This window comes from Citrobacter braakii, assembly GCF_009648935.1.
GTDB lineage: Bacteria > Pseudomonadota > Gammaproteobacteria > Enterobacterales > Enterobacteriaceae > Citrobacter > Citrobacter braakii.
In genome coordinates this window covers 3,164,972-3,181,582 of the sequence record NZ_CP045771.1, presented here as the reverse complement: position 1 = coordinate 3,181,582, position 16,611 = coordinate 3,164,972, and the positions used below count along the sequence as shown (strand labels likewise).

At 52.8% G+C, this 16,611-nt stretch carries 17 protein-coding genes; 7 read left to right on the top strand and 10 right to left on the bottom strand.

Annotated features, from left to right (window positions below; translation table 11 throughout):
• Positions 1-163 precede the first annotated feature (163 nt).
• Positions 164-1,555 (bottom strand): NarK family nitrate/nitrite MFS transporter, encoded by a 1,392-nt coding sequence (locus GFC06_RS14845; RefSeq protein ID WP_016153284.1) that lies wholly within the window; start codon positions 1,553-1,555, stop codon positions 164-166.
• Between the two features lie 340 nt (positions 1,556-1,895).
• Here GFC06_RS14845 and narX point away from each other — a divergent pair, with 340 nt between their 5' ends.
• Together narX and narL are read left to right on the top strand one after the other, a co-directional pair.
• Entirely contained in the window at positions 1,896-3,692 is a 1,797-nt protein-coding gene (gene narX, locus GFC06_RS14840; protein WP_016156734.1) for a nitrate/nitrite two-component system sensor histidine kinase NarX, read from the top strand.
• The gene (gene narL / locus GFC06_RS14835; RefSeq protein ID WP_003020756.1) at positions 3,685-4,335 is read left to right on the top strand and encodes a two-component system response regulator NarL; all 651 of its coding nucleotides are present in this window, start codon (positions 3,685-3,687) and stop codon (positions 4,333-4,335) included. Before narX ends, narL begins: the two co-directional genes overlap by 8 nt.
• Before the next feature lie 21 nt (positions 4,336-4,356).
• On the opposite strand, the gene GFC06_RS14830 is transcribed toward narL, so the two are convergent.
• Positions 4,357-5,742 carry a YchO/YchP family invasin gene (locus GFC06_RS14830; RefSeq protein WP_072161095.1) on the bottom strand — a complete coding sequence of 462 codons (1,386 nt, stop codon included), beginning with the start codon at positions 5,740-5,742 and terminating at the stop codon, positions 4,357-4,359.
• A gap of 175 nt (positions 5,743-5,917) precedes the next feature.
• Between GFC06_RS14830 and GFC06_RS14825 the strand changes: the two genes are divergently transcribed.
• Together GFC06_RS14825 and GFC06_RS14820 are read left to right on the top strand one after the other, a co-directional pair.
• Positions 5,918-6,271: a DsrE/DsrF/TusD sulfur relay family protein gene (locus GFC06_RS14825; RefSeq protein ID WP_153690311.1), complete on the top strand. Its 354-nt coding sequence runs from the start codon at positions 5,918-5,920 to the stop codon at positions 6,269-6,271.
• A 262-nt stretch (positions 6,272-6,533) separates the two neighbouring features.
• Positions 6,534-6,779: a DUF1883 domain-containing protein gene (locus tag GFC06_RS14820; RefSeq protein ID WP_003833405.1), complete on the top strand. Its 246-nt coding sequence runs from the start codon at positions 6,534-6,536 to the stop codon at positions 6,777-6,779.
• 54 nt (positions 6,780-6,833) lie between these two features.
• On the opposite strand, the gene GFC06_RS14815 is transcribed toward GFC06_RS14820, so the two are convergent.
• Together GFC06_RS14815 and chaB are read right to left on the bottom strand one after the other, a co-directional pair.
• Entirely contained in the window at positions 6,834-7,529 is a 696-nt protein-coding gene (locus GFC06_RS14815; RefSeq protein WP_016156738.1) for a gamma-glutamylcyclotransferase, read from the bottom strand.
• A gap of 196 nt (positions 7,530-7,725) precedes the next feature.
• Positions 7,726-7,956: a putative cation transport regulator ChaB gene (gene chaB, locus GFC06_RS14810; protein ID WP_016153288.1), complete on the bottom strand. Its 231-nt coding sequence runs from the start codon at positions 7,954-7,956 to the stop codon at positions 7,726-7,728.
• Between the two features lie 275 nt (positions 7,957-8,231).
• On the opposite strand from chaB, the gene chaA reads away from it, so the two are divergent.
• Positions 8,232-9,332 carry a sodium-potassium/proton antiporter ChaA gene (chaA, locus tag GFC06_RS14805; protein ID WP_016153289.1) on the top strand — a complete coding sequence of 367 codons (1,101 nt, stop codon included), beginning with the start codon at positions 8,232-8,234 and terminating at the stop codon, positions 9,330-9,332.
• Positions 9,333-9,484: 152 nt separating this feature from the next.
• Here the strand turns inward: chaA and kdsA are convergent, their stop codons facing one another.
• Genes kdsA through hemA form a run of 6 tightly spaced genes read right to left on the bottom strand, consistent with a single transcriptional unit; the run spans position 9,485 to position 14,789 of the window.
• Entirely contained in the window at positions 9,485-10,339 is an 855-nt protein-coding gene (kdsA, locus tag GFC06_RS14800; RefSeq protein ID WP_016156739.1) for a 3-deoxy-8-phosphooctulonate synthase, read from the bottom strand.
• Between the two features lie 35 nt (positions 10,340-10,374).
• Positions 10,375-11,184 carry an invasion regulator SirB1 gene (sirB1, locus tag GFC06_RS14795; protein WP_003020775.1) on the bottom strand — a complete coding sequence of 270 codons (810 nt, stop codon included), beginning with the start codon at positions 11,182-11,184 and terminating at the stop codon, positions 10,375-10,377.
• Positions 11,185-11,186: 2 nt separating this feature from the next.
• Complete coding sequence (gene sirB2 / locus GFC06_RS14790; RefSeq protein WP_016153291.1) at positions 11,187-11,579, bottom strand: invasion regulator SirB2; 393 nt, start codon at positions 11,577-11,579, stop codon at positions 11,187-11,189.
• On the bottom strand, positions 11,576-12,409 hold the full coding sequence (gene prmC / locus GFC06_RS14785; protein WP_153690310.1) for a peptide chain release factor N(5)-glutamine methyltransferase: 834 nt from the start codon (positions 12,407-12,409) through the stop codon (positions 11,576-11,578). The genes sirB2 and prmC overlap by 4 nt, the downstream gene beginning before the upstream one ends.
• On the bottom strand, positions 12,409-13,491 hold the full coding sequence (gene prfA, locus GFC06_RS14780) for a peptide chain release factor 1 (RefSeq protein ID WP_016153293.1): 1,083 nt from the start codon (positions 13,489-13,491) through the stop codon (positions 12,409-12,411). The genes prmC and prfA overlap by 1 nt, the downstream gene beginning before the upstream one ends.
• Positions 13,492-13,532: 41 nt before the next feature.
• Positions 13,533-14,789, bottom strand: coding sequence for a glutamyl-tRNA reductase (gene hemA, locus GFC06_RS14775; RefSeq protein ID WP_016153294.1), 1,257 nt, complete (start codon positions 14,787-14,789; stop codon positions 13,533-13,535).
• A 211-nt stretch (positions 14,790-15,000) separates the two neighbouring features.
• Here hemA and lolB point away from each other — a divergent pair, with 211 nt between their 5' ends.
• Complete coding sequence (lolB, locus tag GFC06_RS14770) at positions 15,001-15,624, top strand: lipoprotein insertase outer membrane protein LolB (protein ID WP_047358971.1); 624 nt, start codon at positions 15,001-15,003, stop codon at positions 15,622-15,624.
• Positions 15,621-16,472 (top strand): 4-(cytidine 5'-diphospho)-2-C-methyl-D-erythritol kinase, encoded by an 852-nt coding sequence (gene ispE / locus GFC06_RS14765; protein ID WP_049282209.1) that lies wholly within the window; start codon positions 15,621-15,623, stop codon positions 16,470-16,472. Before lolB ends, ispE begins: the two co-directional genes overlap by 4 nt.
• The last annotated feature ends 139 nt before the right edge of the window (positions 16,473-16,611 follow it).

Here is a 16,611-nt window from a genome sequence, read left to right as displayed (position 1 = left end):
TTATAAGTGGGTATTAAGGGGTATCCCCCTGTTTAGCATATTACGAGCACCGTTCTAACAGGCTGTTGTCGCGTCACAATATAAAAGTATGTTGTAACTAATAGCGGGCAAAAAAAAGCGCGGTCTAACACCGCGCAATGGATAATCAACAGTTACTACTTTTTTATTTTTTAGAATGACGTCCGTACACCGCCCAGGTGATAACCACACAGGCGACATAGAAGATCAGGAATACTTTCATCGCATCGACCGGGGAGCCAGTTAATGCCAGGGACGTACCGAATGCTTTCGGGATAAAGAAGCCGCCGATCGCACCAATAGCTGAAATAAAGCCCAGCGCTGCCGCGGTGTCGGTCGCTGCTTCGCGCATCGCTTTCTCTTCTGAACCGCCTTCAGCTTTCACTCTGTCCATCGTCAGCTTGCGAAAGATAACAGAGATCATCTGGAAGGTTGAACCACTCCCCAGACCAGCCGTCAGGAACAGCGCCAGGAACACCGCAAAGAAGGCGATAAAGTTGCCACCGACACCGTTTGATGGCAGCGTCAGGAACAGTAAGGCACTGAAAATAGCCATCAGCACGAAGTTCACCAGCGTTACGCGGGTCCCCCCCAGTCGGTCAGAGATTGCGCCGCCTGCTGAACGAGCCAGAGCGCCAATCAACGGTCCAAAGAAGGCGTAATGCAGGATCTGTACCTCAGGAAACTGCGTTTTTGACAGCATCGCGAAACCGGCAGAGAAACCGATAAATGAACCGAAGGTTGCCAGATACAGCAGGCTCATAATCCACAGGTGCCCGCGTTTCAGCACCGGCAGTTGCTCTTTCAGCGAAGCTTTTGAGGTTGCCAGTTCATTCATACCAAACCATGCGGCCAGCGTTAATACAGCCAGGAACGGTACCCAAATCCATGCGGCGTTTGCCAGATACAGCTGCGTACCATCCGGTTGTTCAACACCCTGGCTGCCAAATGCGGCAAAGATTGACAGTGAAACCACCAGCGGAGCGACCAACTGCATCACGCTGACGCCCATGTTACCCAGACCACCGTTCAGACCCAGCGCGCCGCCCTGCTTCTGTTTTGGAAAGAAGAAGCTGATGTTTGCCATGCTGGAGGCAAAGTTCGCGCCGGCAAAACCGCACAACAGCGAGATAATGATAAAGGTACTAAATGGCGTGGAGGTATCCTGCACCGCAAAACCTAACCATACGCAAGGAATGATCAGGATACCGGTGCTGAACGCCGTCCAGCGACGTCCACCAAACAGGGGGACCATAAAGGAGTACGGTACACGCAACAGCGCGCCGGACACCGAAGGTAATGCCGTCAGCATGAACAGTTGTTCAGTGGTGAAATCAAATCCGACTTTCGGTAAGTTCACCGCCACGGCGCTAAATAACATCCACACGCAAAACGCCAGCAACAAGCAAGGGACGGAAATCCACAGGTTACGGCTGGCGATTCGATGACCACGCTGCTGCCAGAAGGCGGGATCTTCCGGCCGCCATTCGGTAATTACAGCTCCAGATGCCCTTTCCGGGGCAGATGAGTGACTCATAGACACCTCTGATACTTGTTTCGATGCCTGCCACATTAGGGTTTACAGCTGGAGGTAAGTTGATATAAATCAAAGGAAAAGGTGTCATTATTGATGCCTGAAATTTATCATCATCCTAAATGAGTACATAACTTCGGTAAAAAAGATGTGGTTTTTCACGCTTCTGTCGTCCCCTACTCCCCCTCGTTTAGGATCTCTCCCTCTGGCGGCAATTAAGGGGTAGCCCGTTTGAGGTATGGGTATACTCCAGTGTATCGCCGAGAATAACGCCACTGCCTGCAGCAGAATCGTCATTCAATAAGGTTTTCGGTTTTACGAAAACCCGAAGGAACAAGTCACCATGTTTAAACGTTGTCTTTCCCCGCTTACGCTGGTCAACCAGGTGGCGCTGATTGTTTTATTGTCTACTGCCATCGGCGTGGCGGGTATGGCAGTCTCTGGCTGGCTGGTTCAGGGCGTTCAGGGTAGCGCGCATGCAATCAACAAAGCGGGATCGCTGCGCATGCAAAGCTATCGCCTGCTGGCGGCCATACCGCTGGACGCCAACGATCAACCACTACTGGATGAAATGGAGCAAACGGCGTTTAGCCCGGAATTGACGCGTGCCGCGCAGCGTGACGGACAACAGGCGCAGTTAAAAGCCTTACAGGATTACTGGCACACCAAACTGGCACCGGGGCTTGCGCATGCGCAAACGCCTGATGCGGTAGCGCAGGATGTCAGGCGCTTTGTGGGCGGACTGGATAAGCTGGTCACCGCCTTTGACCATACCACCGAGTTACGCATTGAACGCGTCGTCTTGCTGCATCGCCTGATGGCCGTATTTATGGCATTGCTGCTGGTCTTCACCATTATCTGGCTACGCGTGCGCCTGTTACAGCCGTGGAAACAACTGCTGGCGATGGCGCGAGCCGTCAGTCAACGTGATTTTACCCAACGCGCACATATCAGTGGGCGTAATGAAATGGCAGCGCTGGGCTCGGCGCTGAATAATATGTCGGAAGAACTGGCCGAAAGTTACGCGGTGCTGGAACAGCGGGTACAGGAGAAAACGGCGGGTCTGGAGCACAAAAATCAGATCCTCTCTTTCCTGTGGCAAGCCAACCGCCGTCTGCACTCTCAGGTGCCGTTGTGCGAACGCCTCTCTCCGGTACTGAACGGCCTGCAAAATTTGACCCTGCTGCATGATATTGAACTGCGGGTCTATGACCTGGAAGATGAAGATAATCATCAGGAATTTACCTGCCAGTCCAATGTCAGTTGTGATGAGAAAGGCTGCCATTTGTGTCCGCGCGGTACGCTACCCGCCATTGACGGCGGTATCACACTGAAATGGCGGCTAACCGATGCCCATACCCAGTATGGTATCCTGCTCGCGACTTTGCCGTACGGACGCCATCTCAGCCACGATCAGCAGCAACTGGTTGATACCCTGGTTGAGCAACTGACCGCAACGCTTGCACTCGACAGGCATCAGGAGCGTCAGCAGCAGTTGATCGTGATGGAAGAGCGTGCCACCATTGCGCGCGAACTTCATGATTCTATTGCACAATCGCTCTCCTGTATGAAGATGCAGGTGAGCTGTTTGCAGATGCAGGGCGATGCGCTTTCAGATAACTGCCGCGAGCTGCTCAGTCAGATTCGTAACGAGTTGAACGCCTCCTGGGCGCAACTGCGCGAGCTGTTAACGACATTCCGTTTACAGCTGACGGAACCTGGATTAAGACCGGCGCTGGAAGCCAGCTGTCAGGAATACAGCGCGCGTTTTGGTTTTACGGTTAAGCTGGATTATCAGCTGCCACCGCGTCTGGTCCCTTCGCATCAGGCGATTCACCTGCTACAAATTGCACGCGAAGCCCTGAGCAACGCCCTCAAACACTCTCAGGCCGATGAAGTAGTCGTGACGGTGGTGCAAAATGGTAAGCAGGTCAAACTTACAGTGCAAGATAACGGCTGCGGCGTACCGGAAAACGCCGAACGCAGTAACCACTACGGCATGATAATCATGCGCGACCGTGCGCAAAGCTTGCGCGGCGATTGCCGTGTACGCCGTCGCGAGACAGGCGGTACTGAAGTTGCTGTCACTTTTATTCCCGAAACAAACTTCACAGAAGTCCAAGGAGATACCCATGAGTAATCTGGAACCGGCAACCATCCTGTTGATCGACGATCATCCGATGCTGCGAACCGGTGTAAAACAGCTTGTCAGCATGGCGCCCGATATCACCGTTGTCGGCGAAGCCAGCAATGGTGAGCAGGGTATCGAGCTGGCAGAATCCCTTGATCCCGATCTGATCCTTCTTGATCTCAACATGCCTGGCATGAACGGTTTGGAAACACTCGACAAGCTGCGTGAGAAATCACTGTCAGGCCGTATCGTCGTGTTTAGCGTATCCAACCATGAAGAAGACGTGGTTACTGCACTGAAGCGCGGTGCCGACGGTTATCTGCTGAAAGATATGGAGCCGGAAGATTTGCTGAAAGCATTGCAGCAAGCGGCTGCCGGTGAAATGGTGCTGAGCGAAGCCTTAACGCCGGTTCTGGCCGCCAGCCTACGCGCCAATCGTGCAACGTCCGACCGTGATGTTACCCAACTGACGCCGCGCGAACGCGATATTCTTAAGCTCATCGCCCAGGGTCTGCCTAACAAGATGATCGCCCGCCGCCTGGACATCACCGAAAGCACGGTAAAAGTTCACGTGAAGCATATGCTGAAGAAAATGAAGCTCAAATCACGTGTTGAAGCCGCGGTATGGGTGCACCAGGAACGTATTTTCTGATAACGCGCGCATGCGTCATTGTTAACGAGGATCATTTTCCGAAACGGTAGTAAACGGTTCGGTCAGTGATAGCGTGATCTCATTGGAAGAGACACGCTGGCCCTGCTCATCTTCTACCACCACAGACAACCGCCAGCGGTTCGTCGCACCTTCTCTGCTGTCCCACTTCGGCATAATAATCGTCCAGCCCTGCGCGCTTCGGTTATTGCTGCCAGCCGTTAAGCTCAACGCCTGAGTATCGCCCTGCCACGTCAGGTGGCGGATCCCATGCAAACTACGCACCTGCAGCTTCAGCGCCACCGTCTCTCCCGGTTTGAGATCCCAGGGTGGCGTGGCCAAAAATACCGACAGCGTTTTACGCTGACGATACTCCAGCGTCGGCAAATTGTTACGCTGCGGATCATCATAACGACTGCCGCGCAGTGAACGGCTGTTCGCCACCTCACTGACCATCAACTGTTTTTTTAACGGCACGCCAAAACGGTAACTAAGGGTTAAGCCGAGGTTATTCTGGCTAATGCCGCTTTCCCCCTGCTTATGCTGCGCTGTCACCGTGATTAGCGGCACCGGTGTATAGCTCAGCCCGAGGTTCACCGCCACCGGATTGTGATACCCGGTTCCCGAATGAAATAGATCCACCCGGTCGCCAAAATACTGTTCCACGCTGACGCTGGTATTGAGGTGTTGATAGAACGGCATCCGCATTTGCGCGGTCAGATCGTAGCCGCGGGCCATCCGTTGTTGCTGGGTTGCAAAACGATCCTGCCAGGAAGACAACGGTTGATAATAGTTAGCGGATAAGCGCAAATATTCGCCCCACGCCTCTGCGCCGAGGCCTCCCCGGGGCAGATTTTCATCCAGTAAGTTGTCATAAAAGGTGTTGTAACCCAGTAACCAACCGTCGCGTACCCAACGTTGCCCAATCCCTGCATTACTGACTAAGCCGTCGTCCTGTTGCGTCACTCCTAGCTGGCTCCAGGTAAGATAACGTTGATTGTCCTGCCACGGCACAAACCAGCTTCCCCGACTCCCGGTAAAACTGCCTTCGTTATCCACCTGCAACCCGATGCTGGCGTTTCCCCAGGGAGAAAGCCAGGATTCCAGTTGCTGATTCACCTGTTCGCTGACCGTATCTCGCACCTGGCCAAACGCAAACTGCTTCGCCTGTTCACCGGTATCAAGCCCGTTATCAGTCATGCTGGCTTCACCAAACGCTTTGACCATTTCGGCAAAATGCTTTTCGCCTGCCCGCGACTCCGGGGCCATGCCAAGATCGGGCAAGCCATCACTATTGTTATCGAAAGGGTTTTCAGCCTGGTGCACAAAGGACGACTGCGCGTTAGCAGTACCGCCTGCCAGCGGCAAGAGTGCGAATATAGCAAGAGAAGAACAGATAATACGGCTCAAATCGTTAGTGGTTTCTTACATCAATTAGCCACAGTGGCATACTTATCTTAAACCATAACGTGTTCAGCGTTGATTTTCAGCCCCTCCCCCTTTTTTCGGCATTATCCTGGCATTGAGAAATAGGTGTAACATACGTGTCGGTTATTAACGCTTACATGCAGTAACAGGAGTAAAAATGCAAAAGATAGTGATCGTCGCGAACGGAGCGGCTTATGGAAGCGAATCGTTATTTAGCAGCCTGCGTCTGGCTATCGCCCTGCGCGAACAGGAAGCCGCTCTCGACCTGCGTCTGTTTTTAATGTCTGACGCCGTAACCGCAGGATTACGTGGTCAGAAACCCGCGGAGGGCTACAATATTCAGCAAATGCTGGAGATCCTGACAGCGCAAAATGTTCCGGTAAAACTGTGCAAAACCTGCACCGATGGTCGCGGGATCACGGCGCTGCCGTTAATTGATGGGGTGGCCGTCGGCACGCTGGTAGAACTGGCTCAATGGACGCTGGCTGCAGATAAAGTGTTGACCTTCTGATATACCGTTTTCAGGCAAGCGCACTGAAAGTGTCGATAATTTCCGGATTTAATATTTGATGGGTGCGGTTTCGTTGAACGTTAGCACGCCCGTTCAACCCTTTTTAGGTGTTTTGTCACTTTTGTTTAATCGTTATGCCATTTTTTGATCAAAATCAGCATCCTGTTGCTCCCCCTTTGGTGTTATGCAATGAGTGAAATGTGAACAACATCACGCAGCACTTTCGAGAGAAAGTACGTTGTTTTCAAGAACGGGGTGAAAAATGGCATTAGTGAAGGCAAGTTTAAAGTTATTTGGTGGCGATACGGTGGTTGTGCGCTGTTCCGAGCGCTGTCACATCCACCTGATGAGCGAAAAAAATCACGTCAAAGACACGCAGTCCGACATCTTAAGCGTGCAGGATCGTGATAACGCATGGTTGACCGTGCCCTATACCGGCGTCTGGAACGTGCTGATCGACAGCCACAGTCAGTCGCTTGAGCATTCGATAAGTTATATTGCAGCCTAAGCGTGACATGCCCGAAAAGCACCTTGCTTTCGGGCATACAATTCCACGCCGGGTTCAGGCAAACCCTGGCCGCATAACGCCTTCCGGCAGGTTCTCTCCCAACAATCGTTTGACCGTGATCACCAGATCATTAAGACAATCATCCTGCATCCCTAGCTTGACCAGCTCTTGTTCCAGCGAGAACAGATACTGGGCATTAGTGCCTAAAGGTCCGCTGGCCGCGGCAATAAGCGGCGCGATCACCTGCGCGCGCGTGTCTGACTCAAACAGCGGATGGCGCGGATCCATAATAAACACCAGCGCGTTCACCGTACGGCCGTCATCAAGCGCCAACTGGCACCAGGTCGGCAGATAGCATCCGGTGATCATTTCTCGCTTCCACAACAGAGAAAGCTCTTGTTCCAGCGACGCGTCCGGCAAACGGTAGGCCACACCGGTGGTGCGTCCGCCCTCTTTCAGGGCCAGCATGCGTCCTGGCTGACACGCCGTTCCTCGCCCCGCCGTCAGGCGCAGACAAAATGCACGGTGCCAGCCGACTAATGTGCCGGTACAGGACTCTTCAAACTCTAAGGCCGGGTTCCACATCAACGATCCATAACCGAAGATCCACACCGGTCCATCATCTGGTCGACAAGCGAGCGTGGCGGCCAGTGAGGCTGCACGTTGTTCCGCTGACCAGAGTAGTGATTCTTCAATAGCACCAAATGCCGTCTTACAGTCGGCATTCAATAAAAAATCACGCGTTAACACCATACACCTCCGCCACTGCTGCTTCCCTGCGACAACTTTTTTGACGCCTTCCGGGCTTTTTTACTGCTCATTTTGAAACCAATAGCTGGACAATAGGCAATTCACCGCTCGCTTGCAAGCCAGTAACCGCGCGGCGTAGCACGATTCGCTAACGCCTGATGCAAGCGAGTTTATAAAGGCATTATAATTGATACTGTTACGTCTTTTTATGCCATTTACCATCATCACCTTTTTGGTAATCATTTTTAACCGCGGCCCACGCCACCTTATGTGCAGTCTCTTCTCGGGTGGCATCGTCACGTCGGTCAGATTTGTCTTTATACTGTTCCCAGGCGCTGTTGAAAGCTTCTTTATAAATGTCCTGAGCATGGGCTGGCAGAACGTGCTGCACGCTGTCAGGCAGGTCGCTTTTAGATTTATAAGGCATTGTGAACTCCTCTTTTTAGGCTAAACCTTAAGTGTGGTTAACAATGCGGCGAGACGCCAATAATGGACATTTTTAGAAATTTTCTTTACCTAACCTTCTGTTAATTAAACAGTCTATAAACAAGAAATTGGTTTTTGGCCGCTTTGAGAGGGAAAACAGGTGATGTAGTAAAATTTCGTAAAATGTCACCTACAAAACCACGTTTTCTGTTATTTTTTACATTCTTTAATACTTTTTATAATTATAAATACCTGCAGAGATGGAGAATTAATGCAATGACACAAGCACATGAGGCGGTAAAAACCCGCCACAAGGAGACCTCTCTCGTCTTCCCGATTTTGGCGCTGGTAGTACTGTTCTTCTGGGGGAGCAGTCAGTCACTACCAGTGGTCATCGGTATTAATGCGCTGGCCCTTATTGGTATATTAAGCAGCGCATTCAGCGTTGTCCGTCATGCGGACGTATTAGCGCATCGACTTGGCGAACCCTATGGGTCGCTGATCCTCAGTTTGTCCGTTGTTATTCTTGAAGTCAGCTTAATCTCCGCATTAATGGCAACCGGCGATGCCGCACCTACGCTCATGCGCGATACGCTGTATTCAATCATTATGATCGTAACCGGGGGTCTGGTCGGTTTTTCATTACTGTTAGGTGGCCGTAAATTTGCCACTCAGTATATGAACCTATTTGGTATTAAGCAGTATTTAATCGCCCTGTTCCCACTGGCCATTATTGTACTGGTATTCCCGATGGCGTTGCCGGGGGCAAATTTCACTACCGCGCAGGCGCTGTTGGTGGCGTTAATTTCTGCGGCGATGTACGGCGTATTTTTGCTGATTCAAACTAAAACGCACCAAAGTCTGTTCATTTACGAGCATGAAGACGAGGGTGACGACGACGACCCGCATCACGGTAAGCCGTCAGCGCACAGCAATCTGTGGCACGCCGCCTGGCTTATCATTCATCTGATCGCTGTTATCGCCGTGACCAAGATGAACGCCAGCCCGCTTGAGACCTTGCTGACTGAACTGAATGCGCCAGTCGCATTTACGGGTTTCCTGGTCGCGTTACTGATCCTCTCGCCTGAAGGACTGGGCGCACTGAAAGCGGTTCTGAGCAATCAGGTACAGCGGGCAATGAATTTATTCTTCGGTTCGGTGTTAGCCACAATTTCGCTGACCGTACCGGTGGTGACGCTGATTGCATGGGCAACCGGGAATGATTTGATGTTTGCGCTGGGTGCGCCAGAGATGATTGTGATGGTTTCATCACTGGTTCTGTGTCAGATCTCTTTCTCCACCGGACGCACCAATGTGCTTAACGGTGCAGCGCATCTGGCACTGTTTATCGCCTATCTGATGACAATATTTGCCTGATTATTATTTTAGACGTACCGCACGGTCCTCTTCAGGGCCGTTTTCTTTTCTGCCGATATAACACAATCGATGGCGCGTCTGGTGCCTGACGGCGACCTTTATACCCTTTTCAAATAGCAGGCCGGAGGGAAATTCCGGCCTGTCACACTCTCTTAGTTCTCGGTATCCAGCTCGTCGAAGCTTTTCACCAGGTCATCAATCGCTTTAATCTGCGTCAGGAACTGTTCCAGCTTCGCCAGCGGCAGCGCGGATGGACCATCGCATTTCGCATTGGCTGGATCCGGATGCGCTTCAATAAACAGACCTGCCAGACCAACCGCCATACCGGCACGCGCCAGTTCGGTAACCTGCGCCCGACGACCACCGCTTGCTGCGCCAAACGGATCGCGGCACTGCAGCGCATGGGTAACGTCAAAAATCACCGGTGAGTTGCCGGAGACTTTCTTCATCACGCTGAAGCCCAGCATGTCCACAACCAGGTTGTCATAACCAAAGTTCGCACCACGGTCGCACAGAATAACCTTATCGTTGCCACCTTCATGGAATTTATCCACGATGTTGCCCATCTGAGCCGGGCTGATGAACTGCGGTTTCTTCACGTTGATAACGGCACCGGTTTTCGCCATTGCTTCCACCAGATCGGTCTGACGAGCAAGGAATGCCGGAAGCTGAATCACATCCACCACATCAGCAACAGGCTGTGCCTGGCTGGCTTCGTGAACGTCGGTGATCACTTTTACGCCAAAAGTCTGTTTCAGTTCCTGGAAGATTTTCATCCCTTCTTCAAGGCCCGGTCCACGGTAAGAGTGGATGGAAGAACGGTTGGCTTTATCAAAGGAGGCTTTAAACACGTAAGGGATACCCAGCTTTTGAGTAACGGTTACGTAGTGCTCACAAATGCGCATCGCCAGATCGCGGGATTCCAGCACGTTCATTCCGCCAAACAGCACGAACGGCAGGTCATTTGCCACGTTGATGTCGCCAATGCTAACCACTTTTTGTTTCATAGGATCGCCTTAAACGGTAGGTAAAGTGTGATTAATCAATGCAATACAATTTGTTTGTGCGAAATAGTATTAATTTGCGCACGAATCATTTCGCTGATCGGGTCTTCCGGACACTGTTCAACGAAATAACTTAAATCTGTCAGCGCAACATGTTCGCACTCGAGTTGCGCGTATATTAAACCACGATCGCGAATTTCATACGGATCTTCAGGATTAAACTGCAATAGTGCTTCACTGGCACGCAGCGCCAGCTCCATTTGCCGCTCTTCCATCAGTGATGATTTCAGCGTGTCGAGCAGTTTGCGGATCACTTCCGCGTTATCCGCTTCATCCAGGTCTTCGTTAAACAGCTCCGCGACCGGGCTGATATTCCCCTTCAACCACACTTCCAGCGTGTGCTCATTTAACGTTTCGCCATTGAATGGATTGATTAGCCACATTTCACCATCGAGCGACTCAATACGAAGGATCAGTTGCGTCGGGAAAATCACCGGTACCAGCGGCAGCTCCAGTCTGTTGGCAATCCACAATAAGATCGCCCCCAGAGACACGGCGCTGCCCTGCCGATTTTTCAGTACCTGGTCAAGCCAGAGTGCATCAGAAAGACGATAGACGCCGTGGGTATCCGTAAATCCCCATTCGCCGTAAAAAAGTGCCAGCAGTTTTTCCAGTTGCTCATCCTGAGACAGGAGCTGGCTAATTTCTTCTTGCGCCAGACTGACCAGACGTTCCAGTTCGTCGTAGACAGTTTGTGTTGGAAAATCCAGACGGATAGACTCCGACGCCAGGATCATCCCATCACACAATGGCGCTTTATTAAATTCGAAATCAGCTAACGACCTCATGCTTACCCCAGTAACGGTATTTTTGTGGTGGCGAGTTTAATGATGATGTACAGCACCACCAGCGCCAGCGGAAATGCGACTAATCGCGCCTGCTGACTGCGCGCCCGACGATAATCGAGCGCAATAAAACCCAAAACGATGTAAATGATAACCCCAAACAGCTTTTCAGTCAGCCATGTCCCGTGCTCAGTGAATGGCAGGATGTGCGCTTTAACCATTAACGCCACGCCGCTGAGTAATAAAACGGTATCCACAACCGGTGGCACAATGCGCGTCCAGCGTGCGCAGGCAAGACGCGAGTCGGTGTAACGCCACCAAAAACGCAACGTCAGCAAGCCAACGGAAAGCGCAATACTGATGAGATGAATGTTGAGTAACACACTGAAGGTACTCATGATGGGATGCGTCCAAGCGTAATTCGCTCGTTGCCGCCATAATCACGGCAGGTTGCAACCGCCTGGTAACCCGCACGAGTAAAGACGTCCCGGACGGCCTGCCCCTGCTGCCAGCCATGTTCCAGCAACAGATAGCCGCCGGGCGTTAACACGCGCTGAGACTGGTCAATGATATGCACAATATCCGCCAGTCCCCGATCGCCCGCCACCAGTGCCGACAGAGGTTCAAAGCGTACATCGCCTTGCGCCAGGTGCGGATCCTGTTCGTCGATATACGGCGGATTGCTGACAATCATGTCAAACTGCTGTCCCTGCAAAGCGCTGAACCAGTTGCTTTGCAGCACGCAAACATTGTCGATGCCCAAATGCTGTTTGTTGCGAGTGGCCAGCGCAACAGCATCCGGCATGCGGTCAACCGCCGTTACCGCGCAATCCGGACGTTCGGTTGCCAGTGCCAGCGCAATGGCGCCCGTGCCGGTTCCCAAGTCGAGAATGCGGCACGCTGAGGCCGGCAGGCGAGCCAGCGCCTGTTCCACCAGACACTCAGTATCCGGACGAGGGATAAGCGTAGCCGGAGACACAAACAGCGGCAGCGACCAGAACTCCCGCACGCCGGTTAAATGCGCCACCGGCTCACCCCGCTGACGGCGCTCCAGTAATGTGTCGAGCTGTTGACGCTGCGCCTCGGTTAATACCGTTTCACCGAAAGCCAAAATAAAGGTGCGTCCCTTACCGGTAACAAACTCGAGCAAAATCTCGGCGTCACGGCGCGGGCTTTCACTTGCCTGTAATTGGCTTATCGCTTCACGCAGCCAGTGCTGATAATCCATTAATCCTGCTCGGACAACGCCGCCAGTTGGTCGGCCTGGTATTCCTGGACAATCGGCTCAATGAGCATATCCAGTTTGCCTTCCATCGCTTCATCCAGACGGTAGAGCGTCAGGTTAATGCGGTGATCGGTCACGCGACCCTGCGGGAAGTTATAGGTACGGTTGCGATCGCTGCGATCGCCACTGCCCAACAGATTGCGACGCTCAGAGGCTTCTGCCTGTTGACGTCTTGCCACTTCGGCGGCACGAATTCGCGCCCCCAGCACCGACATCGCTTTCGCTTTGTTTTTATGCTGCGAACGTTCGTCCTGGCATTCCACTACGATACCAGTCGGCAAGTGGGTAATACGGATTGCGGAGTCGGTGGTGTTAACGTGCTGACCCCCTGCGCCTGATGAGCGGAAGGTATCAATACGCAGATCGGCCGGGTTGATGTCCGGCAGTTCGGCATCCGGCAGTTCCGGCATGACCGCGACCGTACAGGCCGAGGTGTGAATACGGCCCTGTGACTCCGTCGCAGGTACGCGCTGCACGCGATGCCCACCGGACTCAAATTTCAGTCGACCGTACACGCCTTCGCCGCTAATTTTAGCAATGACTTCTTTAAACCCGCCATGTTCGCCTTCGCTGGCGCTCATGATCTCTACCCGCCAGCGACGCGATTCAGCGTAACGGCTGTACATGCGGAACAGATCGCCGGCAAACAGCGCGGCCTCATCACCACCGGTTCCCGCACGCACTTCGAGGAAGGCGTTACGTTCGTCATCAGGATCTTTAGGCAACAGCAGAACCTGCAGATGTTGCTCCAGCTGCTCGCATTTATCTTTTGCTTCACGCAGTTCATCCTGCGCCATTTCACGCATTTCAGGATCGTCGAGCATCATCTGAGCCGTCTCGATATCTTCCTGAACCTGTTGCCAGTCCGTAAAACAGCGAGATACATCGCTTAATTGCGCATATTCGCGCGACAGTGCACGAAAGCGTTCCTGGTCTGCGATAGTACCCGCATCCCCGAGCAGCGCCTGAACTTCTTCATGGCGTTCATGCAGGGCTTCCAGTTTGGCAACGATAGAAGGCTTCATAGGCGTAAATGCACCCTGTAAAAAATAAGATTGGTGTGCTGCTACTCCAGCCCGAGGCTGTCGCGCAGAATATTCAGGCGCTCACTATCCCCGTCACGGGCGGCCTGTTGAAGTGATTTGGTTGGTGCATGGATCAAGCGGTTGGTCAGTTTCCAGGCCAGATCCTGCATAATGGCTTGCGCATCACCACCCTGTTGAAGAGCGGCCAACGCTTTGGCAGTCAGTTCATCACGGATCTGTTCTGACTGACTGCGATACTCGCGGATAGTTTCACTTGCGCCCTGAGCGCGTAGCCAGGCCATAAATTCGCTGGTTTCCTGCGCCACAATGGTTTCGGCTTCCACGGCCGCCGCTTTGCGCTGGGCCAGGTTATGCGAAATGATGCTTTGCAGGTCGTCAACGCTGTACAGATAGGCGTTGGACAACTTACCCACTTCCGGCTCGACATCGCGCGGTACGGCGATATCCACCAGCAGCATAGGTTGATTACGGCGATTTTTAAGCGCGCGCTCCACCATTCCTTTGCCGATAATCGGCAGCGGGCTGGCGGTAGAACTGATAATAATATCGGCATCCTGTAAACGCGCGTCGATATCACTCAGCGAAATCACTTCGGCGCCGACTTCATCCGCCAGCACCTGCGCCCGCTCGCGGGTACGGTTGGCGATGATCATCTTCTTCACTTGATGCTCACGCAGGTGTCGCGCCACCAGCTCAATGGTTTCGCCTGCGCCCACTAACAGCACGGTCACCGTGGAGAGCGATTCAAATATTTGCCGCGCCAGCGTACAGGCGGCAAAAGCCACGGACACGGCGCTGGCACCGATGTCTGTTTCTGTACGTACACGTTTAGCGACAGAGAATGATTTCTGGAACATGCGCTCCAGCGCACTGGCGTTCAGGTGACCTTTTTGCGAATCCGCAAAAGCTTTTTTCACCTGCCCCAGAATCTGCGGTTCACCAAGCACCAGCGAATCCAGACCGCTGGCAACACGCATCAAATGACTGACGGCGTCGTTGTCCTGGTGCCAGTACAAGCTATTGCGCAAGTCTTCTTCATTAAGATTATGGTAATCGCACAGCCAGCGAACCAGCGCTTCTTGCAGGTTATCCTGCTCTTCAACGCTGAGATACAGTTCTGTACGGTTACACGTCGACAGCACCACCCCGCCCTGCACCATTGGCTGCGCAAGCAGGCTGTCCAGCGCCTGATCGAGCGTATCCGGCGAAAACGTTACGCGTTCTCGCAGCGATACAGGTGCCGTTTTATGGTTAATACCAAGCGCTAAAAGGGTCATGTGTGCGGGAATAGTACCAGCGTTGATAAGGTTAGACTGGGTGCATCATACAGGATGCGTGCGGTCAATAAAAGAGACTGCCCCCTTTTGGAGTAATAGCTTAGTGCACAAATTTGAGCGATTTAAGATAACTTGAACGTAGACGATGTATGATGGCGGCGCTAGCATTAAGAGTTATAACTGCAACGTATCTCAAGGATTTGTCATCATTATGACCCTGCCTGATTTTCGCCTGATTCGCCTGCTGCCGTTGGCGGCCCTGGCTCTTACCGCCTGTACGCTCAACGCGCCGAAAGGTCCCGGCAAAAGCCCTGACTCTCCACAGTGGCGCCAGCACCAGCAGGAAGTACGCGCCCTGAACCAATATCAGACGCGCGGTGCGTTTGCGTATATTTCCGATCAACAGAAAGTCTATGCCCGCTTTTTCTGGCAACAAACCGGACAGGATCGCTATCGTCTCCTGCTGACCAATCCCCTGGGCAGCACTGAACTGGAACTCAATGCCCAGCCGGGCAACGTCGAACTTGTCGATAACAAAGGCAAGCACTACACCGCTGACGACGCCGAAGAGATGATTGGTAAACTGACCGGCATGCCTATTCCATTGAATAGCCTGCGCCAGTGGATCCTTGGCCTGCCGGGAGACGCCAGCGATTACAAACTCGACGATCAGTATCGTCTGAGTGAAGTGAACTACAGCAAAGACGGTAAAAACTGGAAAGTGGTCTATAGCGCCTACGACAGCAAAATTAAGCCTGCGATGCCGGCAAACATGGAACTGTCCGACGGCGATCAGCGTATTAAGCTGAAAATGGATAACTGGATTGTGAAATGATGACCCACTGGCCCTCTCCGGCAAAACTGAATCTGTTTTTATACATCACCGGGCAGCGTGCGGACGGTTATCACACTTTGCAAACGCTATTCCAGTTTCTTGATTATGGCGACACGTTAGGTATTGCGCTGCGTGGCGACGGCGAAATCCGCCTGTTAACGCCGGTGGAAGGCGTTGCACATGAAGACAATCTCATTGTCCGTGCGGCGCGCTTGCTGATGAAGGCGGCGTCTGAAAGCGATCGCCTTCCCAAAGGGAGCGGCGCCGACATCAGTATCGAAAAACGCCTGCCGATGGGCGGCGGTCTTGGCGGAGGTTCGTCGAATGCGGCTACCGTCCTGGTGGCGCTGAATCACCTTTGGCAGTGCGGACTTTCGGTTGATGAACTGGCAGGACTCGGCTTAACGCTGGGGGCGGACGTTCCCGTATTCGTGCGCGGCCATTCGGCCTTTGCCGAAGGCGTAGGTGAAATTCTGACGCCGGTCGAGCCAGAGGAAAAATGGTATCTGGTCGCCCACCCGGGAGTCAGTATTCCTACGCCGGTGATTTTTAAAGATCCCGACCTCCCGCGCAACACGCCAAAAAGGTCAATAAAAACGTTACTAAAATGTGAATTCAGCAATGATTGCGAGGTTATCGCAAGAAAACGTTTTCGCGAGGTTGATGCGGCGCTTTCCTGGCTGTTAGAATACGCGCCGTCGCGCCTGACTGGTACAGGGGCTTGTGTCTTTGCTGAATTTGACACTGAGTCTCGTGCTCGCCAGGTGCTTGAGCAAGCCCCGGAATGGCTCAAAGGCTTTGTGGCGAAAGGTGTCAACCTCTCCCCATTGCACAGAGCGTTACTCTAAATCATTCGGGTTTCAGGAAGATGGCGAAATATGCCAGCACACATGAAACGTGAAAGATGACGAGTAAGCCGGGCAAGCTGAGTTGCGGTGACAACGTCACCCTGTTCCAGACGTTGCATCGCGCTCTTTAATACACCGC